Origin of the sequence: Chelatococcus sp. GCM10030263, assembly GCF_042666455.1 — a bacterium.
In the GTDB taxonomy this organism is placed as follows: Bacteria; Pseudomonadota; Alphaproteobacteria; order Rhizobiales; family Beijerinckiaceae; genus Chelatococcus.
The window spans coordinates 105,514-129,731 of record NZ_JBHTDB010000007.1 but is presented as its reverse complement, the minus strand read 5'-3'; the positions used below and the strand labels follow the sequence as shown (position 1 = coordinate 129,731).

Here is a 24,218-nt window from a genome sequence, read left to right as displayed (position 1 = left end):
GGCTCAAGAGCTGCATGGGCAGGGGCAATCGGCGCAAATGGAGAAAGGATCGCAGCAATGCGTGCCCTTGTTGTTGCTTTTTTGATTGCCCTCGGTGCGACGCCAGCCATTGCCGTCGAACGGACTGATGTGACTGCCGTTCGCCTCACCATTCAACAGCAAATGAATGCCCTGAAGCAGGATGATGCGAGCACGGCCTTCGCCATCGTATCGCCGAAGCTGAAGGCCCGCTTCTCCGACAGCTCGAGCTTCATGGCGATGGTGCGCGAGCAGTTTCCGGTGATCGTCAACCCACAGCTCGTCTCCTTCGACGAGATCCGGCAGACCTCCTATGGCCTCACACAGATGGTGCGCCTGGTGGACAGCAAAGGTGAGCCGTGGCTTGCCTTCTTCATCATGGACCGCGGCAAGAACGGCCGCTGGGGCGTAGCCAATGTGGTGACGGTGCGCATGCCGACCTACGGCGCCTGATCGTCGGGCGCCGCCTCGGATGGCGCCCAGCCGGCGCGGATTTCGCCTGAGACCTCCGCCAGCTTGCTTTCGGTGATGGCTTTGCGCAGGCTCGCCATGAGATCCTGATAATAGGCGAGATTGGCCCAGGTCAGCAGCATCATGCCGAGAATCTCACCGGATTTGACGAGATGATGCAGATAGGCCCGGCTATAGCTATTCGCGGCCGGGCAGGACGAGGCCGGATCGAGCGGAGCGGCATCGTCGGCGTGGCGCGCATTGCGCAGGTTGAGCTTGCCTGAGCGGGTGTAGGCGACCCCGTGGCGGCCGGCCCTGGTCGGCATTACGCAGTCGAACATGTCGACGCCGCGCGCTACCGCCGCGATCAGGTCGTCAGGCGTGCCGACGCCCATGAGATAATGCGGCTTGTCCGCCGGTAGATAGGGCATCACCGTCTCGATCATGGCGAGCATGGTCGCTTGCGGCTCGCCGACTGCAAGCCCGCCGATGGCATAGCCGTCGAACTCCATGCCGACGAGCGCCCGTGTGCTCTCGATGCGTAGCGCTGGGTCTTCCCCGCCTTGCACGATGCCGAACAGCGCCCGCTCCGGCTGGCTGCCGAAGGCGCGTTTCGAGCGCTCGGCCCAGCGCAGGCTGAGCCGCATGGCGCGCTCGGTGTCGGCGGGCGAGGCTGGCAGCTTTACGCATTCGTCGAGCTGCATCTGGATATCGGAACCCAGCAGCCCCTGGATCTCGATGGACCGTTCGGGCGACAGTTGGTGGGTCGACCCGTCGAGATGCGACTGGAAGGTGACGCCGGTCTCATCGATTTTTCTGAGCTGCGCCAGAGACATGACCTGGAAACCGCCTGAATCCGTGAGGATCGGGTAAGGCCAGTTCATGAAGCTGTGCAGCCCGCCGAGCGCCGCCACCCGTTCAGCGCCCGGACGCAGCATCAGGTGGTAAGTGTTTCCGAGCACGACATCGGCGCCGAGCGCCTTCACCTGCTCCGGATACATCGCCTTCACGGTTGCCGCGGTGCCGACCGGCATGAAGGCCGGCGTGCGGATGACGCCGCGGGGCATGCGGATCTCGCCAGTGCGGGCGGCACCATCGGTCGCGGTGACGGAAAAGGTAAAGCTGTCGGCCATCACTTTATCCCCGCGCGGTGGATCAGGCTGGCGTCGCCATAAGAATAGAAGCGATATCCCTGCGCGATGGCATGGCCATAGGCTTCGCGCATCGCCTCGAGGCCGGCAAAGGCCGAGACGAGCATGAAGAGCGTCGATCGCGGCAGGTGAAAATTCGTCATCAGCAGGTCGACGGCACGGAAACTGTAACCCGGCGTGATGAAAATATCGGTCTCGCCGGCCCAGGAGCGGAAGCGGCCGTCGGTGCCGACGGCGCTTTCCAGAAGGCGGAGCGACGTCGTGCCGACCGAGACGATACGCCCGCCGCGCGCCCGCGTGACGTTGAGGGCCTCGGCTGTCGCGGCGCTGATCTCACCCCATTCGGCATGCATGCGGTGTTCGCGCGTATCCTCGGCCTTCACCGGCAGGAAGGTGCCCGCCCCGACATGCAGCGTCACGAACTGCCGTTCGATGCCGCGCGCGGCGAGGCGCTCGAATAATTCCTCGGTGAAGTGAAGGCCGGCGGTCGGCGCCGCGACGGCACCTTCCGCCGCCGCATAGACCGTCTGATAATCGACGCGGTCAGCCGCGTCGTCCGGGCGCTTCGCGGCGATATAGGGCGGCAGCGGCATGTGGCCGAGACTGGCGATCGCCTCGTCGAGCACGGCACCGCTGAAAGCGAAGCGCAGCACCACTTCGCCGCCCTCCCCCTTCTCGATCACCTCCGCATCGAGGCTCGACAGCAGGCAAGCGGTCTCGCTCTCCTCGCCGAAGCGCACGATCTCGCCGACGGCAAGCCGTTTGGCCGGCCGCACGAAGGCGCGCCAACGGTCGGCCGCCTCCCGCTTGTGCAGCATCGCCTCGATGCGCGCGACGGCCTCCGCCCGCCGGCGGACGCCGACCAGGCGCGCCGGAATGACGCGCGTGTCATTGAGGACGAGCGTGTCGCCCGGCGCGAGAAGCTCCGGCAGATCCCGCACGATACGGTCGTCGAGCGCCGGCCCGTCGGGCTTGACAACGAGCATGCGCGCGGCATCGCGCGGCTTCACCGGCCGGGTGGCGATCCGGTCCTCCGGCAGTTCGAAATCGAACAGATCGACGCGCATGGCCGGAGGCTGTGAGCAATCAGGCCGCGTCGGCCAGGATCCGCGCCTTGACGATCCGGTCGGGATCGCGCACGGGCTCGCCGCGCTTGATCTTGTCCATATTCTCCATGCCCTCGATCACCTGACCCCAGACCGTATATTGCTTGTCCAGAAAACGCGCGTCGGCGAAGCAGATGAAGAACTGCGAATTTGCCGAATTGGGATTTTGCGTCCGCGCCATGGAGCAGGTGCCGCGCACATGCGGCTCGGCATTGAACTCGGCTTTGAGGTCCGGCAGGTCGGAGCCGCCTGTACCCGTGCCCTGCGGGCAGCCGGCCTGCGCCATGAAGCCGTCGATGACGCGGTGGAAGACGATGCCGTCATAGAAGCCTGCCCTGGCAAGCTCCTTGATGCGGTCCACATGGTTCGGGGCGAGATCCGGCCGGAGCTCGATGACGACATTGCCTTTGCTCGTCTCGAGGACGAGGGTGTTCTCAGGCGTCGCGGCCATGGTATTTCCTTTCGTGGGAGCAGGTCCGGCGCAGCCGCCGATCGCGTTCGACCGGCTGCGGCGGGTTGGATATGGGGCGCCCGGGCCGGCGGACCAACAAAAATGCCGGCCCGCATGTGAATTCCAGGGCCATTTCAGCGTTCAAGCTGAGGGTTCACTTGGCGTCGGCGGCCATCTGCATCTTGACGATCTTATCGGGATTGACGACCGCGCCATTGTCGTCCTTCGCGCCCTTCTTGATCTTGTCGACGACATCCATGCCTGAGACAACCTCGCCGACCACCGTATACTGGCCGTTGAGGAAAGAGGCGTCGCCGAAGCAGATGAAGAACTGCGAATTCGCCGAATCGGGATCCTGGGAGCGTGCCATCCCGACCGTGCCACGCTTGAAGGGCGTTTGTGTGAATTCGGCGGGAATATCCGGAAGGTCGGAGCCACCTGTGCCCGTGCCGGTCGGATCCCCGGTCTGGGCCATGAAGCCGTCGATGACCCGGTGGAAGACGATACCGTCATAGAAGCCGCGCTTCACAAGGGTTTCGATCTGCTTCACATGCTTCGGCGCGAGATCCGGCCTGAGGCGGATAGCCACCCGCCCGTTCTTCGTATCGAGATAGACGATATGAGGCCCCGTCGCGGCGGGCTTGGCCGCTTGGGCGGCGGCGGGCAGCGGGGCGGCCAATGCCAGGGCCCAGGCAATGGCAAACGCGAATGCAACCGTCAAACGCTGCATGAATAATCTCCGGTGGAGGGACCGGCCTTCTACTTGCCGGCGAATTTCGCCTTGAGCCGATCGGCGATCGGCGGAGGCACGAAGGGCGAGATATCGCCCCCCATGGAGGCGATCTGCCGGACCAAGGTGGCGGTGATGGGGCGGACCTCGGTCGAGGCCGGAAGAAATACTGTGCCGATCTCCGGCGCCAACACGTCGTTCATGCCGGCCATCTGCATCTCGTAGTCGAGATCGGTGCCATCTCTGATCCCGCGGATGATGAGGCTCGCCCCTGCCCTGCGAGCCGCCGTGACGGCGAGATCGGCGAAGGTGACGATCTCGATGGTCGTGCCCGCCGCAGTCGCAACGGGTCCGCAGACCTCATCGAGCATCGCCGCGCGTTCCTCGGCGGAAAACAGCGGTGTTTTGCCGGGATGAACGCCGATCGCGATCACCAGCCGCTCGGCGAGGCGGCAGGCATTGCGCACCACGTCGAGATGGCCGTTGGTGATCGGGTCGAAAGACCCTGGATAGAAGGCAGCCGAGATCGTCATCGGCCGTCAGGCTTACCGGGGCCAGGCGTCGACTGCAAGCGGCCATGGCAGGGCCGGCATCCAGATTCGTCACGCCGGTTTCGCCAAGCTCAAGGGATCGCTATGGTAGCGCGCCACCGATCAGCCGCGAGTCCCCGATGTCCGACAAAACACCGTCCTTCAAGAGCCTGTCGTCCCTCGAGGATTTCATCGCTCCCTATCGCGTCAGCTCCGGCGACCAGTTCAAGATCAAGCACCATGATCCCGCCGATACGCAGGGGCTATCGCTGGAAAAAGGCCGCGCGCGCGACTTCCTCGAGAAGGGCGTGGATGAGCTCAGCTCGATCCAGGAAAGGCTTTACGCCGACAACCGCTGGTCGGTGCTGCTCGTCTTCCAGGCCATGGATGCGGCCGGCAAGGACGGCACGATCAAGCATGTGATGTCCGGCATCAATCCGCAGGGCTGCCAGGTTCATTCCTTTAAAGCCCCGTCGACCGAGGAACTCGATCACGATTTTCTCTGGCGCACCCATTGCCGCATGCCCGAACGCGGGCGCATCGGCATCTTCAATCGCTCCTACTACGAGGAAGTGCTCGTGGTGCGCGTTCACCGGGAGATGCTGGAGCGGCAGGGGCTGCCGCCGCGGCTCATCGGCAAATCGATCTGGGACGAGCGGCTCGAAGATATCGCCGCCCACGAGCGCTATCTCGGCCGCAACGGCACCCGGATCGTCAAGTTCTTCCTCAACGTTTCCCTGGAGGAGCAGCGCCGGCGCCTGCTGGAGCGCATCGATGATCCCGCCAAGAACTGGAAGTTCGACGCCAAAGACTTGGACGAGCGCGGCTTCTGGAAGGACTATATGAAGGCCTATCAGGCGGCGATCCGCGCCACCGCCACGGACGATGCGCCCTGGTATGTCGTGCCGGCCGACCAGAAATGGTTCGCGCGGCTGGTGGTGATGACGGCCGTGATTACCGAGCTCAAGAAGCTCGACCTCGATTTTCCAAAGCTCGACGAGGTCGACCGCGAGAAGCTGCTCGGCATGCGCGAACGCCTGGCCGACGACTAGGCAACCCGGGCGCCCCTGCCTCCCCTCTTCCCGCGAGGAAGCCGGATCGATCCGACTTCCTCGTCGTAACAACGCGCTCGGGGAACACCCGAGCGCGATGGGAGAGGTTATCTCGCTATTCGGAAACCTCGCCGTTGAGGTCGAGCGGTTCGCCCTCCTCGCCGTTGCCTTCATCGCTCAGATGCTCGACGGACACGACCTGCTCGTCGGCGGCCGTGTTGAACACGATGACGCCCTGGCTGGAGCGGCCGACGATGCGGATGCCGTCGACCGGCACGCGAATGAGCTGGCCGCCATTCGTCACGAGCATGATCTGGTCGTTGTCCTCCACAGGGAAGGAGGCGACGAGCTGCCCGTTGCGCGAATTGACAGCCATGGCGACGATGCCTTTGCCGCCGCGGCCGGTCACGCGATACTCGTAGGCCGAGGAACGCTTGCCGTAGCCGTTTTCGGAGAGGGTGAGCACGAACTGTTCGGCTGCGCCCATCCCCGCATATTTCTCCTGGCCGAGTTCGATGGCGTCGCTCGCCTCCTCGGCATCGGTTTCGATGGCGGGCTCTGTCCCCTCGCCGTTGACCGTATCGCCGTTGAGCTCGCCATTCGCGGCCCGACGCGCCGCTCCGGCGCGCTTGAGATAGGCGGCGCGCTCGTCGGCTGTCGCCTCCACATGGCGCAGGATCGCCATCGAGATGACGCGGTCGCACTCGGCCAGCGCGATGCCGCGCACGCCGGTGGAATCGCGGCCCTTGAAGACGCGCACATCCGTGACCTCGAAGCGGATGCACTGGCCCTTGGCGGTGGTGAGCAGCACGTCGTCCGTCTCGGTGCAGATGCCCACGTCGACGATGGCATCGCCCTCGTCGAGCTTCATGGCGATCTTGCCGGCGCGGTTGACCTGGACGAAATCCGACAACTTGTTGCGACGGACATTGCCGCAGGCCGTCGCGAACATCACGTCGAGGGTCGCCCAGCTCGCCTCGTCTTCCGGCAGCGGCATGATGGTGGTGATGCGCTCGCCCGCTTCAAGCGGCAGCATATTGACCAATGCCTTGCCGCGCGCATTCGGCGCGGCGAGCGGCAGGCGCCACACCTTTTCCTTGTAGACCTGGCCACGCGAGGAGAAGAACAGAACCGGGGTATGCGTATTCGCCACGAACAGCCGGGCGACGAAATCCTCGTCGCGCGTCTGCATGCCCGAGCGGCCTTTGCCGCCGCGGCGCTGGGCACGATAGGTCGACAGCGGCACGCGCTTGATATAGCCGGCGTGGCTCACCGTGACGACCATGTCCTCGCGCTGGATGAGGTCCTCGTCGTCGACCTCCGAATCCCAATCCAGAATTTCGGTGCGGCGCGGGGTGGCGAAGGCTTCCTTGACCGCCGCGAGCTCGTCGCGAACGATGCCGAGGATGCGCACGCGCGAGCGCAGGATGTCGAGATAGTCGGCAATCTCCGCGGCGAGCTCGTTGAGCTCTCCGGCGATCTTGTCGCGCTCGAGCGCCGTGAGGCGCTGCAGACGCAGGTCGAGGATGGCGCGCGCCTGGGTCTCCGACAGCACATAGGTACCGTCCTCCGCGACGCGGTGGCGCGGGTCGTCGATGAGCACGATGAGCGCCTCGACGTCCTGGGCCGGCCAATGCCGCGCCATCAGGGCCTCGCGGGCCGAGTTCGGATCCGGCGCCGTGCGGATGAGCTGAATGACCTCGTCGATATTGGCGACCGCGATCGCCAGCCCGACCAGCACATGCGCCCGGTCGCGCGCCTTCGCCAGCAGGAATTTGGTGCGCCGGGACACGACCTCTTCGCGGAAGTCCACGAAGCAGTGGATCATGTCCTTCAACGTGAGGATTTCGGGCCGACCGCCGTTCAGGGCCACCATATTGGCGCCGAAGCTCGTCTGCAGCGGCGTGAAGCGGTAGAGCTGGTTGAGAACGACGTCCGCGACCGCATCGCGCCGCAGTTCCAGCACGACACGCATGCCGTCGCGATCGGACTCGTCGCGCAGATCGCTGATGCCTTCGACGCGCTTCTCGCGCACCAGATCGGCAATCTTCTCGACGAGCGTGGCCTTGTTCACCTGATACGGGATCTCGGTGATGATGATGGCTTCGCGGTCCTTGCGGATCTCCTCGACGCGCGCGCGGGCGCGCATGATGATCGAGCCGCGGCCGGTGCCATAGGCCGAACGAATGCCGCCGCGACCGAGGATCGTGGCCGCGGTCGGAAAGTCCGGGCCGGGCACGATCTCCATGAGAGCCTCGAGGCCGATCTCGGGATCCTCGATATAGGCGAAGCAGGCGTCGATGACCTCGCCGAGATTATGCGGCGGGATATTTGTCGCCATGCCGACGGCAATGCCGCCTGCGCCATTGACCAGGAGATTGGGAAACCCGGCCGGCAGCACGGAGGGCTCCCGCTCGGTATTGTCGTAGTTCTCCTGGAAGTTGACCGTGTCCTTGTCGAGATCCGAGAGCAGCGCCATGGCGGGCTTGGCGAGCCGCACCTCGGTGTAACGCATGGCCGCTGGGGGATCGCCGTCCACCGAGCCGAAGTTGCCCTGCCCGTCGACGAGCGGCAGGCGCATGGAAAATTCCTGCGCCATGCGCACGAGGGCGTCATAGATCGCCTGGTCGCCGTGCGGGTGGTATTTACCGATGACGTCACCGACGATACGCGCCGACTTGCGATAGGCCTTGTCCGGCGTATAGCCGTTCTCGTGCATCGAATAGAGAATGCGGCGGTGCACGGGCTTCAGCCCGTCGCGCACGTCCGGCAGCGCGCGGCTGACGATCACGCTCATGGCGTAATCGAGATAGCTGCGCTTCATCTCGTCGGAGATCGACACCAGGCTGATGTCGCCGCCCGTCTTATCGTCTTCGTTGGCCAAGAGACTGTTCCAGAGAGAGACCGTTCCAGAAAAAAGACACGTCCAAAGGGATGCGAACCGGCAATCGTCCCCGAGGTGCTGCGCAGAGCCGCAGACAACACTTTCGTCTAGCGCATCCGGGCTCGAAAAGCCAGCCTATGCCGCATCGCAGCGCGATTTAATTCACATTACATCTCAAGTAGTTACGGGAGCAGCGCATTGCAAGTGCCGTAAGCGGACAGGCATCCCGCGCAAATCGCCGCGGATGGCGATTCGCGGGCCGTCGTCGCGCTGTTTCCAGCCCCCTGAACAGGCGAGGCGAAATCCTGCTACCCCGAATCGCCCGGCCTTGTCATGCGGTCGTAACGAGGGCCGGCTAGCCTGCCGCGCCGAAGAGGAACAGTGCGCATGCTCCGTTCGGCCCTCCGTATCGCGATCCTGCTCGCCTTGCCCGCCCCAGCGCTTGCCGCGGGCGCGACGGCGACGGGAAGCGGCGGGCTGCGGCTCATTGGCGAACAGGTCCTGCCCAAAGGCCTCGACGTCGCCGGCACACGCGTCGGCGGGCTCTCCGGCCTTGCTTTCGACGAAACCAACGGCCGCTGGCTGGCGCTCAGCGACGACCGCTCCGAAAACGCCCCGGCCCGCTTCTATGAACTAGCGCTCGCCTATGATGCCACCGCCTTCCGCGGCGCGGCCGTCACGGGCGTGGTGACGCTCTCCGCCGCCGCCGGCAAGCCCTTTCCGACCGGGACCATCGACCCCGAGGCGCTGCGCCTTACCGGAAACGGCGATCTCTATTGGACGAGCGAAGGCGATGCCCGCGCGGGCTTCTCCCCCTCGCTCAACGCCAGCAAGCCGGACGGACGCTTCCTTCGCGGTTTCTCCTTGCCCGCCCGCTACCACAACGGCGACGGCACTCACGGCCCGCGCGACAACCTCGCCTTCGAGGGGCTTGCGATCGCGCCCGACGGCAAGACACTGATCCTGGCGCTCGAGAACGCGCTCATCGAGGATGGGCCGAAGGCATCCCTCGAGGCGGGCAGTCCGGTGAGAATCGCAACTATCGATGCGGCTTCGGGCGAGCCGGGACCGGAATGGGTCTATGTCACCGATCCCATCCGGCAGGCGCCTGCGAAGCCCGGCGGCTTCGCCGACAACGGCATCTCGGAGATCCTGCCGCTCGGCAATGACGCCCTCCTCGTATTGGAACGCGGCTATGTCCAAGGCCGGGGCAACAGCATTCGGCTCTATCGCGCGGAGACCGCGGGCGCGACCGACGTGTCGCATCTCGACCATCTCGCCGGCACCGCTTGGCAACCCTTGCGCAAGACCCTCGTGCTCGACCTCGCCGGCCTCGATGTGAAGCTCGACAATTTCGAGGGCATGGACTGGGGGCCCGGTCTTCCCAACGGTCATCGCAGCCTTGTCCTCGTGTCCGACGACAATTTCAACGACAGCCAGGTCACCAAATTCCTGGTGTTCGAGGTCACCGATCCGGCCTTGGCGCCCTAGTCGCATTGCGCGCGAGGCGCACAGGCCGGCACGATGCCACGCGGGTGAAGGACGGGATTAGAACGGAATATCGTCGTCAAGATCGTTGGCAAAGCCGGGGCTCGCCGCCGGACGCCGGTCGCTCACCGCGGGCCGCTCCATGGGCGAAGCCCGGCCGAAGTCGCCGCCACCGCGGGCGCCGTAGCCCCCTTCCTCGTCCGCCGCGCCCTCGCCGCCGCCACCACGGCTGTCGAGAATGGTCAGTTCGCCGCGGAAGCGCTGCAGCACGACCTCGGTCGTGTAGCGCTCCTGCCCATCCTTGTCCTGCCACTTGCGAGTCTGCAGTTGGCCCTCGATATAGACCTTCGTGCCCTTGCGCAGATACTGCTCGGCGATACGGGCCAAGTTCTCGTTATAGATGACGACATTGTGCCATTCGGTGCGCTCGCGCCGCTCGCCGCTCGCCTTGTCGCGCCACGTCTCCGAGGTCGCAATGCGCAGATTGATGACAGGATCGCCGGAGCTGAGCCGGCGCGTCTCGGGATCGCGCCCGAGATTGCCGACGAGAATGACCTTGTTGACGCTACCCGACATGATCGCCCTCCACGGCAAAGCCTGTCAGCCCGGGTGGCTGCCTCCGGCAAGAGGCAGGCCCGGCCGGTTGCGCAAGCGCCACATATCCCAGCAAGATGTGGCCTCGCATGATGAAATCGAGGCGGACACTAGCCGATCGCTCCATGAGCGTCGCCCGATGCGGGCGGCTTGTCCACATGGAATGGCCGCATCCCCCGGCGGTTTGGATCCCATGATTAGATGTTCTCACTCTGTTCTAGACAATCGGCCGCAGTTCTGCAACTGTCCCTGACGCCGACCGTGCATTTTTGCCATAACCTCGCCGATCCCGCCCGGTCTCCTGGCGCGGTCGCCCCTGTCCCCTATCGTCCGTCGTGACCCATGGCTCGGAAGCAAAACAAGCACGATCTCCTCGATGCGCCTCGCCGGAGTGACCCTTCGGCGCGGATGATCACCATCCGCGGCGCCCGCGAGCACAATCTGAAGAATGTCGATCTCGCCGTGCCGCGCGACCGGCTCATCGTTTTCACGGGCCTGTCCGGCTCCGGCAAGTCGTCGCTCGCCTTCGACACGATCTATGCCGAGGGTCAACGCCGCTATGTCGAGTCGCTTTCGGCCTATGCGCGCCAGTTTCTCGAGATGATGCAGAAGCCCGACGTCGACGAGATCGACGGACTGTCGCCGGCCATCTCCATCGAGCAGAAGACGACCTCGAAGAACCCGCGCTCCACGGTCGGCACCGTCACCGAGATCTATGACTACATGCGCCTTCTCTGGGCGCGCGCGGGCGTGCCTTATTCCCCGGCGACCGGCCTGCCCATCGAGAGCCAGACCGTCAGCCAGATGGTCGATCGCATTCTCGCCCTGCCCGAGAAGACGCGGCTTTATCTGCTTGCGCCCGTCGTGCGCGGGCGCAAGGGCGAATACCGCAAGGAATTGGCCGAGTTCATGAAGCGCGGCTTCCAGCGCGTGAAGATCGACGGCGCCTATTACGAGATCGCCGATGCGCCGGTTCTCGACAAGAAGCTGAAGCACGATCTCGACGTGGTCATCGATCGGCTGGTCGTGCGGCCCGACATCGCGGCGCGCCTTGCGGAATCGATCGAGACGGCCCTCGAGCTCGCGGATGGCATCGCCCTCGTCGAATTCGCCGACGAGGTGGATGCCAAGGGCCAGCCGCGACGCGACGTGCTGTCCTCCAAATTCGCCTGCCCGGTCTCGGGTTTCACGATTCCGGAGATCGAGCCGCGGCTCTTCTCTTTCAATAATCCCTACGGCGCCTGCCCGGCCTGCGGCGGCCTTGGCCATGAGATGCGCATCGATCCCGTTCTCATCGTGCCCGACGAGACGCGGACCTTGCGTGCCGGCGCCATCGCGCCCTGGGCGCGCTCCACCTCGCCCTATTACGGACAGACGCTCGATGCGCTCGCGCGGCACTTCGGCTTCTCGGTGACAAAGCCTTGGGCCGAACTGCCGGAAAAGGCGAAGGAGGTGATCCTCTACGGCAGCGGCACGACGGCTGTGCGCTTCGCCTATGAGGACGGCCTCAGGGCCTATGAGGTCAACAAGCCGTTCGAAGGTGTCGTGCGCAATCTGGAGCGACGCTGGAAGGAGACGGAAAGCGACTGGGCGCGCGAGGAAATCGGCCGCTACATGAGCGAGACACCGTGCGAAGCCTGCGGCGGCCATCGCCTCAAGCCGGAGGCGCTCGCCGTCAAGATCGGCCACCGCCATATCGGCGAGGTCGCGCAGCTCTCCGTGCGCGAGGCGCGTGAATGGTTCGAAGCCGTGCCCCAGGCGATGACGCCGAAGCAGAACGAGATCGCCGGCCGTATCCTCAAGGAGATCCGCGAGCGGCTCTCCTTCCTCCTCGACGTCGGCCTCGACTATCTCACCCTGGCGCGCGCTTCGGGCACGCTGTCGGGTGGAGAAAGCCAGCGCATTCGGCTGGCGAGCCAGATCGGCTCGGGTCTGACGGGCGTACTTTATGTGCTCGACGAGCCGTCCATCGGCCTTCATCAGCGCGATAACGCCCGCCTTCTCGACACCTTGAAGCGCCTGCGCGACCTCGGCAATACGGTCATCGTGGTGGAACACGACGAGGACGCGATCCTGACCGCCGATTACGTGGTCGATGTCGGCCCCGGCGCCGGCATCCACGGCGGCGAAATCGTCGCTCAGGGCACACCGTCCGATATCCTGGCCGATCCCAATTCCCTGACCGGCCGCTATCTCACCGGCGAGCTCAGCGTGCCCGTGCCGGCCAAGCGTCGCAAGCCGCAGAAGTCGCGTCAGCTGACGCTGGCCGGCGCCCGCGGCAACAATCTCAAGAACGTCACGGCCACCGTGCCGCTCGGCACCTTCACCTGCGTCACCGGCGTGTCCGGCGGCGGCAAGTCGACCCTCGTCGTCGACACGCTCTACAAGGCCGTGGCGCGGCGGCTGAACAACGCGCTCGAACACCCCGCGCCTTTTGACACGATCGAGGGGCTTGAACATCTCGACAAGGTCATCGACATCGACCAGTCGCCGATCGGCCGCACGCCGCGCTCCAATCCGGCGACCTATACGGGCGCTTTCACGCCCATCCGGGAATGGTTCGCGGGCCTCCCCGAGGCGAAGGCGCGCGGCTATCAGCCGGGGCGCTTCTCCTTCAACGTCAAGGGCGGGCGTTGCGAGGCCTGCCAGGGCGACGGCGTCATCAAGATCGAGATGCACTTCCTGCCGGACGTCTATGTCACCTGCGACGTCTGCAAGGGCAAGCGCTACGATCGCGAGACGCTCGAAGTGAAATACCGCGGCCGCTCCATCGCCGATGTGCTGGACATGACCGTGGACGAGGCACGCGACCTCTTCCATGCAGTGCCTTCGATCCGCGAGAAGATGGAGACGCTGTCGCGGGTCGGCCTCGGCTATATCAAGGTCGGCCAGCAGGCGACCACCCTGTCGGGCGGCGAGGCGCAGCGCGTCAAGCTCTCCAAGGAGCTGTCGAAACGCGCCACCGGCCGCACCCTTTATATCCTGGACGAGCCGACGACCGGCCTGCATTTCCATGACGTGGCCAAGCTGCTCGAAGTGCTCCACGAGCTGGTCGAGCAGGGCAACACGGTCGTCGTCATCGAGCACAATCTCGAAGTCATCAAGACGGCCGACTGGGTGATCGACATGGGGCCGGAAGGCGGCGACGGCGGTGGCACCATCGTCGCGCAGGGCACCCCCGAGACGATCGCCAAAGCGCGCGATAGCCATACCGGCCGCTTCCTGTCCGAGGTACTCGCACGGCGCCCTCTTCGCATGCGCAAACAAGCAGCTGCGGAATAGCTCGATCAGCTTACCGAGCGAAGTTCTGCCGATTTGAATGCGAGTGTAACTAAATATTTGCCATATCGGCGTCAGAGCCATGCCCTGAACGCGGGACTGTCATACTGATTTCCCTCTCCCGCACAGGCGCGCAGCCCCTTATATGCTGCGTTGCAACAACATGGTGTGTGTCGTTGCTCGGTGCCCCTGAACGACACCGCAAATAGGAGAACTCCAATGATCGTCACCCATATCCTTGCACGGATCCGCAGCTGGCTGCGTTATCGCGAAACCGTTCGCGAGCTGTCCCGCCTGTCGGACCGTGAACTGAGCGACCTCGGCTTGGCCCGTTGGGACATCCCGTTCATCGCTCGCAAGCACGCCAAGGTCGAAGCCTGAACGCTTCGCCCTTGTCGATTTTGCCCGTAACGCCCGCCGCATAGGCGGGCGTTCGTGTTTTTTGGGCCCGACGCGCCCTCCTCTCTCGACCGCGACTTGACGCGGGTAGCCGCCGTCCACACAACAGCGGCATGATTAAATCAGCTGACCTACGCCCCGTTCACGTGATTGGGGGTGGCCTCGCCGGCTCCGAAGCCGCCTGGCAGATCGCCCAGGCAGGCGTGCCGGTCGTCCTGCACGAGATGCGCCCGTCCGTGACGACGCCGGCGCATAAGAGCGACGGCCTCGCCGAGCTCGTCTGCTCCAATTCCTTCCGCTCCGATGACGCCGAGACCAATGCCGTCGGCCTGCTGCACCAGGAAATGCGCGGCCTCGGCTCGCTCATCATGGCAACCGCCGATCGGCATCAGGTGCCCGCGGGCGGTGCGCTCGCCGTCGACCGCGACGGCTTTTCCGCCGCGATCACCGTGGCTCTGGAGGCGCATCCCAATATCACGATCAGTCGCGGCGAAGTCGCGGGCCTGCCGCCCGAGGACTGGGACACGGTCATCGTGGCGACCGGCCCCTTGACCTCGCCTGCCCTGGCGGAGGCGATTCGTGCGCTCACGGGCGAAGGCGAGCTCGCCTTCTTCGATGCCATTGCGCCGATCGTCTATCGCGACTCGGTCGATATGGAAATCGTCTGGGCGCAATCCCGCTACGACAAGGCGGGCCCGGGCGGCAGCGGCGCCGACTACCTCAACTGCCCTATGACGCGCGACGACTATGAAGCCTTCGTCGACGCCCTGCTCGCTAGCGAAACCGTCGACTTCCGCGACTGGGAAAAGGACACGCCCTATTTCGACGGCTGCCTGCCCATCGAGGTGATGGCGGCGCGCGGCCGCGAGACCCTGCGCCACGGGCCGATGAAACCGGTCGGCCTCACCAATCCACGCAAGCCCGACGAGAAGCCCTATGCCGTGGTGCAGCTGCGCCAGGACAATGCGCTCGGCACGCTCTTCAACATGGTCGGCTTCCAGACCAAGCTGAAGCATGGTGAGCAGTTGAAGGTGCTGCGCATGATCCCTGGCTTGGCCAAGGCTGAATTCGCGCGGCTCGGCGGCCTCCACCGCAACACCTTCCTCAATTCGCCGAAGCTGCTCGACCCCACACTGAGGCTGCAGGTCATGCCGCGGTTGCGCTTCGCCGGCCAGATCACCGGCTGCGAAGGCTATGTGGAAAGCGCCGCAGTCGGCCTTTTGGCCGGACGGATGGCGGCGGCCGAGCGCCTCGGGCAGCCCTTCCATGTGCCGCCGGCCACCACGGCGATGGGCGCGCTCCTCAACCACATCACCGGCGGCCATGTCGTGACCATCGATGCCGGCCCGCCGTCCTTCCAACCGATGAACGTCAATTTCGGGCTGTTCCCGCCGCTCGACGTCGCGCCCAAGGGGCCGGACGGCAAGCGCCTGCGGGGGCCTGCAAAGACACTGGCCAAAAAGCGGGCTCTCACCGACCGGGCGCGGGCGGATTTCCAGGCCTGGCGCGACGGACTGGACCAGTCTGCAGCGGCTTGATGGTGAAGTGCAGCGCGAGTGGTGGTGACGTTGCTCTCGAGCCTCACCTCAGCCGCCGCGCCGCCCGCCACAGCAGCCACTGCTTGCGCCACTGCGGCAGATCCACGATCGACCGAAATGGGTCGTAGTCGGGGCGGCTCATGCGCTTGAGATAGGCGGGCACGAGCATCGTCGGCAGATAGACCGGCCGCACCGCCAGCGGCACCATCGCAAGATAGTCGAGCCCGGCACGATAATGGCGGTCTGCCAACCCGCGCAGTTCCGCAAGGGCCACGTCGAGCGACGGGGAGCGCTGCCCCGCCAGTACCTCCTCGCGGGTCGCACCGGCCCGGGCGAGGACATCGGCCGGCAGATAGAGCTGTCCGCGTCGCGCATGCCAGGGCAAGGCACGCAACAGTCCCGTCACCGCCTGGGCAACACCGGCGTGCCCCGCCGCATCGGCGGGACCTGCATCGCCACCATCGGCCAGGATGAGTGAGGCGAGCCTGATCAGCGACGAGGCGGTCTCGCCCGCATAGCCCTCGAGGTCGCCTATGCTGAGCAGGGGATCGTCATAGAGATCGAAGACGCGCGCCTCTATGAGATCGATGAGCGCCTGACGCGGCAGACGAAAGCGCGTGATGGTGGCGAGGAGCGCGGCGGCGACCGGGTGGGCAGCGACGTCGCCGCGCGGCTCAGGCTCATCCAATGCGTCGCGCCACCACTGGTAACGCATCTCGCCCGGCAGCGGCATCGAGACGATCTCGCGCACACGCGCGATCTCCAGGGAAAAGGCGTAGAGCGCCAGGCAATAGGGCCGCTTGTCGGCAGGAATGAAGAGGCTCGCCAGGAAGCGATCGGCATCCGCCTCCCGCACCATGGCCTCGCAATGCGCGAAAGCCGGCCCGAGCCTCTCGTCCTCGTCCTCGGAGAGATGATCTGCCATCACGACAGAAGGTGGCGCACGAGAGACCCGCTTTCAATCGACCGCGATGAGCGCCGCCGCCACATGCCGGTCTTCGGCGAGCAGCACATTGTAGGTCCGCGCAGCCGCCCCTGTCGGCATGACCTCGACCGACATGCCGGCCTCGCGCAGCTTGCGTCGCAGCGCCTCGCGGAGGGGCATGAGGTCGTTACCCGTCCCGACGAGCAGCAGCTCGATGGAGGCCGCTTCGGCGACGACATCGGCGAAGTCTCCGGTCGACAGGGTCTCGGGCGCGGACACATGCCAGGCCTTGATGCCGGAGGGCAGCACCAGGATGGAGCCGCGATGCGACATGTCGGCGAAGCGGAAGCCACCGTTGCCATAGGCTTCGAGGCGAAAACGCCCGGGAACGAAGCCCTCGTAGCGACGCCCCTCGGCCATCGCACAATCCTCAGGATGCCGGACGCGGCGCCTTCTTGCCCTCGGATGCCTGCTTCGGCCCGGCCGGGGCCGCCGCTGGCGCACGTGCATCGCGCAGGCCGAGGTAGATGAGCACCGGCGTCGAAACGAACATGGCCGAATAGGTGCAAACGATGACGCCGAACAGCATCACCTGCGCGAAGCCCTGGATCGCTTCACCGCCGACGAGCACGAGCGCAGCCAGCGCCAGAATGGTCGTGGTGGCCGTCATGGAGGTTCGCGACAGGGTGGAATTGAGAGAACGATCGAGCAATTCCTCGACAGGTATGGCCTTATAGCGGCGCATCAGCTCGCGGGTGCGGTCGAACACCACCACCGTTTCGTTCAAGGAATAACCGATGATGGTCAGGATCGCGGCGATCGAGGTCATGTTGAACTCGATCTGGGTGACCACGAAAAAGCCGATCGTCAGCATGATGTCGTGCATCGTGCCGATGATGGAGCCGATGGCGAATTTGAGCTCGAAGCGGAACCACAGATAGGCGAGCACGGCGACGATCGAGAGCACGACGCCGAGCGTGCCCGATTGGACGAGCTCACCGGACACACGTGGACCGACGGTCTCGACGCGGCGGAACTCGTAATCCTTCTCGAAAGTGTCGCGTGCCTTCTGCACGACGGCGCTCTGCGCCGCCTCCCCGCCGTCCTGCAACGGAAAGCGCAAGGAGACGCCGCCTGACGACCCGAACTCCTGAACCTCGGAGCTCCCGAATCCGAACGAATCCGCCGCCTGGCGGATAGCCCCGACATCCGCATTCCCCGAGCGGGCCTGCAGCTCGACGAGCGTCCCGCCCTTGAAGTCGATGCCGAAGTTGGGCCCGACCGTAAGCGCAAGCGTCACGATGATGAGGGACAGGGCGGCCGAGAACGGAATCGTCACGCGCCGGAAGCGGACGAAACCGAACGTCGTGTTGTCGGGAACGATGCGGAGAAGGCGCACGCGCGAAAAGCTCCGATTCAGAAAGGCAGCTGCTTCGGCCGGGCGATACGATACCAGAGCGCGATCATCATGCGCGTCATGGTGAATGCCGTGATCACCGTGGTCAGGATGCCGAGGAGGAAGACGACGGCGAAGCCCTTCACCGGCCCGGATCCCAGAAAGAACAGGATCACGGCCGCGATGGCCATCGTCGAATTGGAGTCGAAGATCGTGGCAAAGGCCCGTTCGAAGCCCGCCTCGATGGCCGATATGATCGATCGTCCGCTATGCGCCTCCTCTCGGATGCGCTCGTAGATCAGCACGTTTGAATCGACCGCCGTGCCGATCGTCAGAACGATGCCGGCGATGCCCGGCAAAGTCAGCGTGGCGCCGAGCAGCGACATCAGCGCCAGGATAAAGACGACGTGGATGAGGAGCGCTGCATTCGCGAAAAAGCCGAACAGGCCGTAGGTCGCGAACATGAAGACCGCAACCAGCGCCGCCGCCACATAGACGGCCTGGGTCCCCGACTCGATCGAATCCTGGCCGAGGCCCGGCCCGACCGTGCGCTCCTCGACGATGGTGAGCTTGGCAGGCAATGCGCCGGCACGCAGCAGAACGGCGAGATCATTCGCCTGCTGGACGGTGAAATTGCCGGAAATCTGCCCCTGGCCGCCGGTGATCGGCGTCTGGATGCGCGGCGCGGAAATCACCTCGTTGTCGAGCACGATGGCAAGGAGCCGCCCGACACCGGCCGAAGTGGCCTGGGCGAAGCGCTGCGCGCCACGGACATTGAAGCGGAAATTGACGATCGGCTGCGCGGTCTGCTGGTCGAAGGCGGGCTGGGCGTCGACGAGATCCTCGCCCTCGACGATCACGCGCCGCTCGACCGGCACCGGCTGGCCGGCATTGTCGCGCGAGACCAGCATTTCGGTATCAGCCGGATTGGCGCCCGGCTCGGCGATGAAGCGGAACTGCAGCTTGGCGGTGCGGCCGAGGATGTCCTTGAGGCGCTGCGGATCCTGCAAGCCCGGCACCTGCACCAGAATGCGGTCGGCGCCCTCGCGCTGGATGTTCGGCTCGGTGGTGCCGAGCGCGTCGACGCGCCGGCGCAGCACTTCGATCGCCTGATCGACGGCGCGGCGCACACGGTCGTTTACGCCGACATCCGTCAGCGTCACCTGGACGAGGCCATCGTCCGTCTGGGTCACCGCAATGCTGTTGGTATTGGTTCCCGCCCCGAGCAAAGCCAAACTGACCGGCTGCGAGAGCTCGTTGAGGCGCGTCACGAGGCGCTGGCGCTCGGCCGCATCCGGCACGCGCATCTGCACCCCGCGCGGCAGCGCGGTCATTCCCCCCTGCGGCGCAATGCGCGTCTCGCGCAGGATGCGGCGCACGTCGTCCCGGAGGGTATTCAGCTGGGTCCGGACCAAGTCGTCGCGGTCGACCTCCAGCACCACATGCGAGCCGCCCTGCAGGTCGAGCCCCAGCACCATGGCACGGTGGGGCACGATCCAGCTCGGGAGCCAGCCCGGCACGGATGCTGCGATGCTGGCGCGCGTCTCCGGCGACATCAGGTTCGGCGCCGCATAGACGAAGCCCAGCAGCGTCAGAACGAGAATCGAAATTATCTTAGCTTTGGAATAGCGCAGCATCGGCGTTGGCTTTGCCTCAGCTCTTGACCGGCTCGGCCTTGGTCCGGACATCCGAGATCATGCCGCGCACGATCCTGACCCTTACCCCTTCGGCGATTTCGGCCTCGACTTCCCCGTCGTCCACCACTTTCGTGACCTTGGCGATGAAACCGCCGGAGGTGACGATTGTATCACCGCGCCGGACGTTTTTGATCATCTCCTGGTGGGCCTTCGCCCGCTTCTGCTGCGGCCGAAGAATAAGGAACCACATGATCACGAAGATGAGAACGAAGGGGGCGAATTGGATGAGCATGTCGCCCCCGCCGGCAGGTGCCGTAGACTGGGCGAAGGCTGGCGTGATCACGAGAAATCCTCCGGGTCGAGCGTCTGACCGCACAAACGGTCGAGAGATCGCATTCTTCTATGCGGCGCGGACTATACCGATCGACCGAGGGAAAGCAATCCACGGCCGAGCGGCTGTTCATCGCGGCCACGCCATGCATTCAGAGCATGGACCCTGTCGCCGAAAAACTTTATCCACCGGCTCGCACCAATACGCCGACGGAGTATGGGCCATGGCATCGCCACAACAAAGCCGGACGGGACAAGCCTCGTCCGAGGACAACACCATCGCGCCCCTGCTCGAACGCATCGCGCTTGCCCTGGAGCGGCTGTCGCCGCCGCCCGCCCCGCCGATCGATTTCGACGCTGCGGACGCCTACGTCTGGCATCCTCCCCGTGAGCTCGTGCCCGTGCCGCGGGTCAATCGGGTGGATATGGCGCTCTTGCGCGGCATCGACCGGATGCGCGACACGCTGGCGGAGAACACCGAGCGCTTCGCGCGCGGGCTGCCGGCCAACAATGCCCTTCTGTGGGGGGCGCGCGGCATGGGCAAATCGTCGCTCGTCAAGGCCGTACATGCCGAGGCGAACAAGCGCCTCGCAGCGGAAGCGGGCCAGGCGATTCTGAAGCTGGTCGAGATCCACCGCGAGGACATCGAAAGCCTGCCCAATCTGATGGCCTTGGTGCGCGGCGCCGCCTACCGCTTCATCATCTTCTGCGACGATCTGTCCTTCGACGGCGACGACACCTCCTACAAGTCGCTGAAGGCGGTGCTTGAAGGCGGCATCGAGGGCCGGCCGGACAATGTGGTGTTTTACGCCACCTCGAACCGCCGCCACCTTCTGCCGCGCGACATGATGGAGAACGAGCGCTCGACGGCGATCAACCCGGGCGAGGCGGTCGAGGAAAAGGTGTCGCTGTCGGATCGTTTCGGCCTGTGGCTCGGCTTCCACAAATGCAGCCAGGACGAGTATCTCGACATGGTCTTCGGCTATGCCGGCCACCTCGGCCTCGCCTACGACGAGGCGGCGCTCAGGGCCGAGGCGCTGGAATGGGCGACGACCCGCGGCGCCCGCTCCGGCCGCACCGCCTGGCAGTTCGTGCAGGACCTCGCCGGACGGTTGGGCAAGCCGATCGGGTAGTTCCAGCGCCGATCCCTCCCGGGAGGGGAGGGTGGATCCGAGCGAAGCTCGGAGCCGGGTGGGGCCCAAGACGGCGGCGATGTCCCCCTCCGGCGCCACTTCGTGGCGCCACCTCCCCCTTCAGGGGAGGATCAGAGGCGCAGTAATCGGCATATGCGATAGCCCTGCCCCGACCGGGGCAACTGGCGCTTAGTTGCGGTGCGACGTCCGGCTTTCCAGACGATCGGAACCGGCGGCTTACAGCCCCGCCAGATGGCTCATCGGATCGACCGGGGTCGAGCCCTTGCGCAGCTCGAAGTGAAGCTGCGGCGAGGAGACGTTGCCGGTCTGGCCGGATTTGGCGATGGTCTGGCCGCGCTTCACCTTCTCGCCGCGCTTCACCAGGATTTCGCTGTTGTTGGCATAGGCCGTCACCCAGCCATCCTCGTGGCGGACGAGCACGAGATTGCCGTAGCCCTTCAACTCGTTGCCGGCATAGGCCACCGTGCCGCCCTCGGCCGCCTTCACGGGCGTGCCTTCAGGAACGGCGATATTGATGCCCTCGTTGCCGCCCCGGCCGCCGAAGCCCTGGATGACGCGCCCACGCGCCGGCCAGCGGAAATCGGTCACGGGATCATTCGCCTTGGGCAGGCTCGCGGTCGTCTCCGGCTCGGCCGGCTTGGCTACGGCGACCCGCTCCCGATCGTCCGGCGCAGGCTTCTCGGCAACCGACTGCTTCACCTCGACGGGCTTTGCCGCTTCCTTCACCGGCTCGGGCGCACGCGCCACAGGCTTTAGTGAATGCGTGCTGGGCTCAACTGCCTTCGCGGCTGCATGCCTCGGCGGAAGAGGCACCTGCGTCGGCCGCGCGGGGGCCCGCATGGGCTGCTGCAGGCTCGCCTGGCGCTGCGGCTGCGAGGTCAGCGGCGGTGCAGCGAAATGGCCCGTGGATCCGGCCGAACGAGAAGCGACGGTCTGCGGCGCCGAGGGATTATAAACCGGGATGATGATCTGCTGGCCGGGCGACACGCTGTTGCCCTTGAGCCCATTGGCCGCGGCGAGCGCCGCGACCGGCACGTTGTAGCGCCCGGAAATGCCGGCGAGGGTATCACCCGTTCCGACGACGAAAGGCGTCCCGCCTTGCGCGGTCCAGCCCTTGGCGCTACCGCCGACAGCCTCGGGCGGTGCGACCGAGGCCCGGGGTGCCGAAGGCGCCGCAAGCGGGGCGCTCGTCACGGGAGCAGACCGCGAGGGATAGGCGCTCGGCGAGCCATAGGATGCCCCGCCGACCGGTGCCGAGGGTCCGATGCTTCCCGTCGCCATCTGATCACCGGCATTCGCCTTGAAGGGATCGGTGAAAGGATTTTGCACGAAGCGCATGGTGTCCGTGCCGCATCCCGAAGCAACGCTCGCGAGCAACCCGACAACTGCCACCCGCGACAACAGCCGCGGCCGCAACGACGCAACACGATGACGCATCGATACATCCATCCCATACGCAACAATCCGCAAACTGATTGAAAGCGGATTCTGGTTAAGTATCCGTTGCTGCGCTGGTAGTTTTGTAAGTTTTGAGGGCGGGCTGTGCAGGACCGCACTCTCTCGGAAAGAATGACCGGGCCCTCGAGGCTCCCGCTCACGGGTTCTCGCGAGCGGTACGAAGGGTCTAGATTCGCCGTTACAAAGCCCGTGCGATGCCCGAGACGAGCGGCGGCAGGCGAAGGAGACCGCCGAGTTCCTCCTTGAGCGTGCCGTCGGGCTCGCGCTCGATCCGCATGAGCTTCAGCTCGCCTGCGGCGAGCCGCGCCCCGACAAGGCGCCCGCCGGACGCGAGCGCACCCGTCAGCGTCGTCGGCGGAAAGGCAATAAGCGCTCCATTCAGCAGAATGCGATCGTAGGGGCCGCGCAGCCCCGCTTGCCCGGCGCCGGCCATCAGTCCGTCCGCGGTGATGATCTGCACATTCTCCAGCCCCAGGTTCGCAACCCGCTCGGACGCCGCCATGGCGAGCGTACGGAAGCGCTCGACCGACACGACTTCGGCACCGAGATGCGCCAGCACCGCCGCCACATAGCCGGAGCCGGTGCCGACCTCCAGGATGCGATGGTGATCTTCTATCCCGAGCGCCAGCAGCATGGTGGCGATCACGGCCGGGGCGGTCATCGTCTGCCCGCAGGGCAAAGGCAGGGACACGTCCGACCGGGCGAGATCGCTGAAACGCCGCGGCGCAAAGAGATCGCGGGGCACCATTTCCATGGCCCGGAGCAGGCGCGTGTCGCGGATGCCCTTGGCTCTGAGGCTCAGCAGAAAGGCAACCGTCTCCTCGGCCTCGGAGATCGGCCGCTCCAGCTCCTGCGCTGGCGTATCGCTAAGCGAAGAGTCGCGCATAGCGCGTCATGGTGGGCTCGTGCGTCAGGTTGATCTGCAGCGGCGTCACCGAAATACGCTGCTCGGCGAGCGCCGTCAGGTCCGTGCCGGTCGAGAGTTCCGGCTTGCCTTTCAGGATCGACAGCCAGAAATACGGCACGCCCCGCCCGTCGACCCGCTCGTCGATATCGAGCAGCTCGAGGCCGCGGCGGCCTTGCATGGTAACGGCGACGCCGGCCACCTCCTCGGGCGCGCAACCCGGGAAATTGATATTGACCAGCGTGCCGGCATCGACACCGGCTTCGAGCAGCTGCCGGATCAGGGGCGCGGCATGGGTCTGCGCGCAGGCCCAGGGCACGTTGCTGCGTCCGTTCGGCCCGAAGGCCTGCGAAAGGGCGAAGGCCGGCAGGCCGAGAAGAGCGCCTTCCATGGCGCCCGCCACCGTGCCCGAGTAAATGACATCCTCGGCGACGTTGCGGCCGCCATTAACGCCGGAGAGCACGAGGTCCGGCGCCTTGCCGGCGAGCACCTTTCGCACGCCCATGATGACGCAGTCCGTCGGCGTGCCCTTCACGGCAAAACGGCGGTCGCCGAGCTGCCGCAAGCGCAGGGGGTCATGCAGCGACAGCGAATGCGACACACCGCTCTGGTCGGTTTCCGGCGCAATGGTCCAGACGTCGTCGGAGAGTTGACGGGCGATAGTCTCCAGCACCTCGAGGCCGGGGGCGTGAATGCCGTCGTCGTTCGTGACGAGGATGCGCATGAGCTGGATGTCTCTCTGCA

22 protein-coding genes are annotated in these 24,218 nt (G+C 65.5%); 7 read left to right on the top strand and 15 right to left on the bottom strand.

What is annotated here, in order from left to right; translation table 11 throughout:
- Window positions 1–57: 57 nt before the first annotated feature.
- On the top strand, window positions 58–471 hold the full coding sequence (locus tag ACFQU1_RS16810; RefSeq protein ID WP_378134682.1) for a DUF4864 domain-containing protein: 414 nt from the start codon (window positions 58–60) through the stop codon (window positions 469–471).
- On the opposite strand, the gene tgt is transcribed toward ACFQU1_RS16810, so the two are convergent.
- The 5 genes from tgt to coaD form a co-directional block, all read right to left on the bottom strand.
- Window positions 459–1,601 (bottom strand): tRNA guanosine(34) transglycosylase Tgt, encoded by a 1,143-nt coding sequence (gene tgt, locus ACFQU1_RS16805; RefSeq protein ID WP_378134680.1) that lies wholly within the window; start codon window positions 1,599–1,601, stop codon window positions 459–461. The genes ACFQU1_RS16810 and tgt overlap by 13 nt on opposite strands.
- Entirely contained in the window at window positions 1,601–2,686 is a 1,086-nt protein-coding gene (gene queA / locus ACFQU1_RS16800) for a tRNA preQ1(34) S-adenosylmethionine ribosyltransferase-isomerase QueA (protein ID WP_378134678.1), read from the bottom strand. Before queA ends, tgt begins: the two co-directional genes overlap by 1 nt.
- 19 nt (window positions 2,687–2,705) lie before the next feature.
- Window positions 2,706–3,176 (bottom strand): peptidylprolyl isomerase, encoded by a 471-nt coding sequence (locus tag ACFQU1_RS16795; RefSeq protein WP_378134676.1) that lies wholly within the window; start codon window positions 3,174–3,176, stop codon window positions 2,706–2,708.
- Window positions 3,177–3,330: 154 nt separating this feature from the next.
- Window positions 3,331–3,906 carry a peptidylprolyl isomerase gene (locus ACFQU1_RS16790; protein WP_378134674.1) on the bottom strand — a complete coding sequence of 192 codons (576 nt, stop codon included), beginning with the start codon at window positions 3,904–3,906 and terminating at the stop codon, window positions 3,331–3,333.
- A 29-nt stretch (window positions 3,907–3,935) separates the two neighbouring features.
- A complete protein-coding gene (gene coaD / locus ACFQU1_RS16785) occupies window positions 3,936–4,439 on the bottom strand; it encodes a pantetheine-phosphate adenylyltransferase (protein ID WP_378134672.1) in 504 nt (167 codons plus the stop codon).
- 137 nt (window positions 4,440–4,576) lie between these two features.
- On the opposite strand from coaD, the gene ACFQU1_RS16780 reads away from it, so the two are divergent.
- The gene (locus tag ACFQU1_RS16780) at window positions 4,577–5,488 is read left to right on the top strand and encodes a polyphosphate kinase 2 family protein (protein ID WP_378134670.1); all 912 of its coding nucleotides are present in this window, start codon (window positions 4,577–4,579) and stop codon (window positions 5,486–5,488) included.
- Window positions 5,489–5,603: 115 nt separating this feature from the next.
- Here ACFQU1_RS16780 and gyrA read toward each other — a convergent pair whose 3' ends face one another.
- The gene (gene gyrA / locus ACFQU1_RS16775) at window positions 5,604–8,312 is read right to left on the bottom strand and encodes a DNA gyrase subunit A (RefSeq protein ID WP_378134970.1); all 2,709 of its coding nucleotides are present in this window, start codon (window positions 8,310–8,312) and stop codon (window positions 5,604–5,606) included.
- Between the two features lie 447 nt (window positions 8,313–8,759).
- On the opposite strand from gyrA, the gene ACFQU1_RS16770 reads away from it, so the two are divergent.
- Window positions 8,760–9,863: an esterase-like activity of phytase family protein gene (locus ACFQU1_RS16770; RefSeq protein WP_378134668.1), complete on the top strand. Its 1,104-nt coding sequence runs from the start codon at window positions 8,760–8,762 to the stop codon at window positions 9,861–9,863.
- A 57-nt stretch (window positions 9,864–9,920) separates the two neighbouring features.
- Here ACFQU1_RS16770 and ssb read toward each other — a convergent pair whose 3' ends face one another.
- Window positions 9,921–10,436: a single-stranded DNA-binding protein gene (gene ssb, locus ACFQU1_RS16765; protein WP_378134666.1), complete on the bottom strand. Its 516-nt coding sequence runs from the start codon at window positions 10,434–10,436 to the stop codon at window positions 9,921–9,923.
- Window positions 10,437–10,862: 426 nt separating this feature from the next.
- On the opposite strand from ssb, the gene uvrA reads away from it, so the two are divergent.
- The 3 genes from uvrA to trmFO all read left to right on the top strand — a co-directional run bounded on the left by uvrA (window position 10,863) and on the right by trmFO (window position 15,670).
- Window positions 10,863–13,736, top strand: coding sequence for an excinuclease ABC subunit UvrA (uvrA, locus tag ACFQU1_RS16760; RefSeq protein ID WP_378134664.1), 2,874 nt, complete (start codon window positions 10,863–10,865; stop codon window positions 13,734–13,736).
- Window positions 13,737–13,952: 216 nt separating this feature from the next.
- Window positions 13,953–14,114 carry a DUF1127 domain-containing protein gene (locus tag ACFQU1_RS16755; protein WP_378134662.1) on the top strand — a complete coding sequence of 54 codons (162 nt, stop codon included), beginning with the start codon at window positions 13,953–13,955 and terminating at the stop codon, window positions 14,112–14,114.
- A gap of 131 nt (window positions 14,115–14,245) precedes the next feature.
- Window positions 14,246–15,670: a methylenetetrahydrofolate--tRNA-(uracil(54)-C(5))-methyltransferase (FADH(2)-oxidizing) TrmFO gene (trmFO, locus tag ACFQU1_RS16750; RefSeq protein ID WP_378134660.1), complete on the top strand. Its 1,425-nt coding sequence runs from the start codon at window positions 14,246–14,248 to the stop codon at window positions 15,668–15,670.
- Window positions 15,671–15,713: 43 nt separating this feature from the next.
- Here trmFO and ACFQU1_RS16745 read toward each other — a convergent pair whose 3' ends face one another.
- From ACFQU1_RS16745 to yajC, 5 genes are read right to left on the bottom strand one after another with little or no spacing between them, the layout of a single operon-like run.
- On the bottom strand, window positions 15,714–16,595 hold the full coding sequence (locus ACFQU1_RS16745; RefSeq protein WP_378134658.1) for a phytoene/squalene synthase family protein: 882 nt from the start codon (window positions 16,593–16,595) through the stop codon (window positions 15,714–15,716).
- 33 nt (window positions 16,596–16,628) lie between these two features.
- Complete coding sequence (locus tag ACFQU1_RS16740; RefSeq protein WP_378134656.1) at window positions 16,629–17,015, bottom strand: Mth938-like domain-containing protein; 387 nt, start codon at window positions 17,013–17,015, stop codon at window positions 16,629–16,631.
- A 10-nt stretch (window positions 17,016–17,025) separates the two neighbouring features.
- Entirely contained in the window at window positions 17,026–17,994 is a 969-nt protein-coding gene (secF, locus tag ACFQU1_RS16735; RefSeq protein ID WP_378134654.1) for a protein translocase subunit SecF, read from the bottom strand.
- 17 nt (window positions 17,995–18,011) lie between these two features.
- Window positions 18,012–19,628, bottom strand: coding sequence for a protein translocase subunit SecD (gene secD / locus ACFQU1_RS16730; protein WP_378134651.1), 1,617 nt, complete (start codon window positions 19,626–19,628; stop codon window positions 18,012–18,014).
- A 16-nt stretch (window positions 19,629–19,644) separates the two neighbouring features.
- On the bottom strand, window positions 19,645–19,971 hold the full coding sequence (gene yajC / locus ACFQU1_RS16725) for a preprotein translocase subunit YajC (RefSeq protein ID WP_378134649.1): 327 nt from the start codon (window positions 19,969–19,971) through the stop codon (window positions 19,645–19,647).
- Window positions 19,972–20,182: 211 nt separating this feature from the next.
- On the opposite strand from yajC, the gene ACFQU1_RS16720 reads away from it, so the two are divergent.
- Window positions 20,183–21,091 carry an ATP-binding protein gene (locus ACFQU1_RS16720; protein ID WP_378134647.1) on the top strand — a complete coding sequence of 303 codons (909 nt, stop codon included), beginning with the start codon at window positions 20,183–20,185 and terminating at the stop codon, window positions 21,089–21,091.
- A 237-nt stretch (window positions 21,092–21,328) separates the two neighbouring features.
- Here the strand turns inward: ACFQU1_RS16720 and ACFQU1_RS16715 are convergent, their stop codons facing one another.
- The 3 genes from ACFQU1_RS16715 to surE all read right to left on the bottom strand — a co-directional run bounded on the left by ACFQU1_RS16715 (window position 21,329) and on the right by surE (window position 24,198).
- Complete coding sequence (locus ACFQU1_RS16715) at window positions 21,329–22,549, bottom strand: peptidoglycan DD-metalloendopeptidase family protein (RefSeq protein WP_378134645.1); 1,221 nt, start codon at window positions 22,547–22,549, stop codon at window positions 21,329–21,331.
- Window positions 22,550–22,748: 199 nt separating this feature from the next.
- Window positions 22,749–23,456 carry a protein-L-isoaspartate O-methyltransferase gene (locus ACFQU1_RS16710; RefSeq protein WP_378134643.1) on the bottom strand — a complete coding sequence of 236 codons (708 nt, stop codon included), beginning with the start codon at window positions 23,454–23,456 and terminating at the stop codon, window positions 22,749–22,751.
- Complete coding sequence (gene surE, locus ACFQU1_RS16705) at window positions 23,437–24,198, bottom strand: 5'/3'-nucleotidase SurE (RefSeq protein WP_378134641.1); 762 nt, start codon at window positions 24,196–24,198, stop codon at window positions 23,437–23,439. Before surE ends, ACFQU1_RS16710 begins: the two co-directional genes overlap by 20 nt.
- Window positions 24,199–24,218: the final 20 nt, after the last annotated feature.

Excerpts from the sequence above, each read along its gene's own strand:
- ACFQU1_RS16810 (WP_378134682.1), top strand. The coding sequence starts at position 58 with ATGCGTGCCCTTGTTGTTGCTTTTTTGATTGCCCTCGGTGCGACGCCA.
- tgt (WP_378134680.1), bottom strand. The coding sequence starts at position 1,601 with ATGGCCGACAGCTTTACCTTTTCCGTCACCGCGACCGATGGTGCCGCC.
- queA (WP_378134678.1), bottom strand. The coding sequence starts at position 2,686 with ATGCGCGTCGATCTGTTCGATTTCGAACTGCCGGAGGACCGGATCGCC.
- ACFQU1_RS16795 (WP_378134676.1), bottom strand. The coding sequence starts at position 3,176 with ATGGCCGCGACGCCTGAGAACACCCTCGTCCTCGAGACGAGCAAAGGC.
- ACFQU1_RS16790 (WP_378134674.1), bottom strand. The coding sequence starts at position 3,906 with ATGCAGCGTTTGACGGTTGCATTCGCGTTTGCCATTGCCTGGGCCCTG.
- coaD (WP_378134672.1), bottom strand. The coding sequence starts at position 4,439 with ATGACGATCTCGGCTGCCTTCTATCCAGGGTCTTTCGACCCGATCACC.
- ACFQU1_RS16780 (WP_378134670.1), top strand. The coding sequence starts at position 4,577 with ATGTCCGACAAAACACCGTCCTTCAAGAGCCTGTCGTCCCTCGAGGAT.
- gyrA (WP_378134970.1), bottom strand. The coding sequence starts at position 8,312 with ATGAAGCGCAGCTATCTCGATTACGCCATGAGCGTGATCGTCAGCCGC.
- ACFQU1_RS16770 (WP_378134668.1), top strand. The coding sequence starts at position 8,760 with ATGCTCCGTTCGGCCCTCCGTATCGCGATCCTGCTCGCCTTGCCCGCC.
- ssb (WP_378134666.1), bottom strand. The coding sequence starts at position 10,436 with ATGTCGGGTAGCGTCAACAAGGTCATTCTCGTCGGCAATCTCGGGCGC.
- uvrA (WP_378134664.1), top strand. The coding sequence starts at position 10,863 with ATGATCACCATCCGCGGCGCCCGCGAGCACAATCTGAAGAATGTCGAT.
- ACFQU1_RS16755 (WP_378134662.1), top strand. The coding sequence starts at position 13,953 with ATGATCGTCACCCATATCCTTGCACGGATCCGCAGCTGGCTGCGTTAT.
- trmFO (WP_378134660.1), top strand. The coding sequence starts at position 14,246 with ATGATTAAATCAGCTGACCTACGCCCCGTTCACGTGATTGGGGGTGGC.
- ACFQU1_RS16745 (WP_378134658.1), bottom strand. The coding sequence starts at position 16,595 with ATGGCAGATCATCTCTCCGAGGACGAGGACGAGAGGCTCGGGCCGGCT.
- ACFQU1_RS16740 (WP_378134656.1), bottom strand. The coding sequence starts at position 17,015 with ATGGCCGAGGGGCGTCGCTACGAGGGCTTCGTTCCCGGGCGTTTTCGC.
- secD (WP_378134651.1), bottom strand. The coding sequence starts at position 19,628 with ATGCTGCGCTATTCCAAAGCTAAGATAATTTCGATTCTCGTTCTGACG.
- ACFQU1_RS16720 (WP_378134647.1), top strand. The coding sequence starts at position 20,183 with ATGGCATCGCCACAACAAAGCCGGACGGGACAAGCCTCGTCCGAGGAC.
- ACFQU1_RS16715 (WP_378134645.1), bottom strand. The coding sequence starts at position 22,549 with ATGCGTCATCGTGTTGCGTCGTTGCGGCCGCGGCTGTTGTCGCGGGTG.
- ACFQU1_RS16710 (WP_378134643.1), bottom strand. The coding sequence starts at position 23,456 with ATGCGCGACTCTTCGCTTAGCGATACGCCAGCGCAGGAGCTGGAGCGG.
- surE (WP_378134641.1), bottom strand. The coding sequence starts at position 24,198 with ATGCGCATCCTCGTCACGAACGACGACGGCATTCACGCCCCCGGCCTC.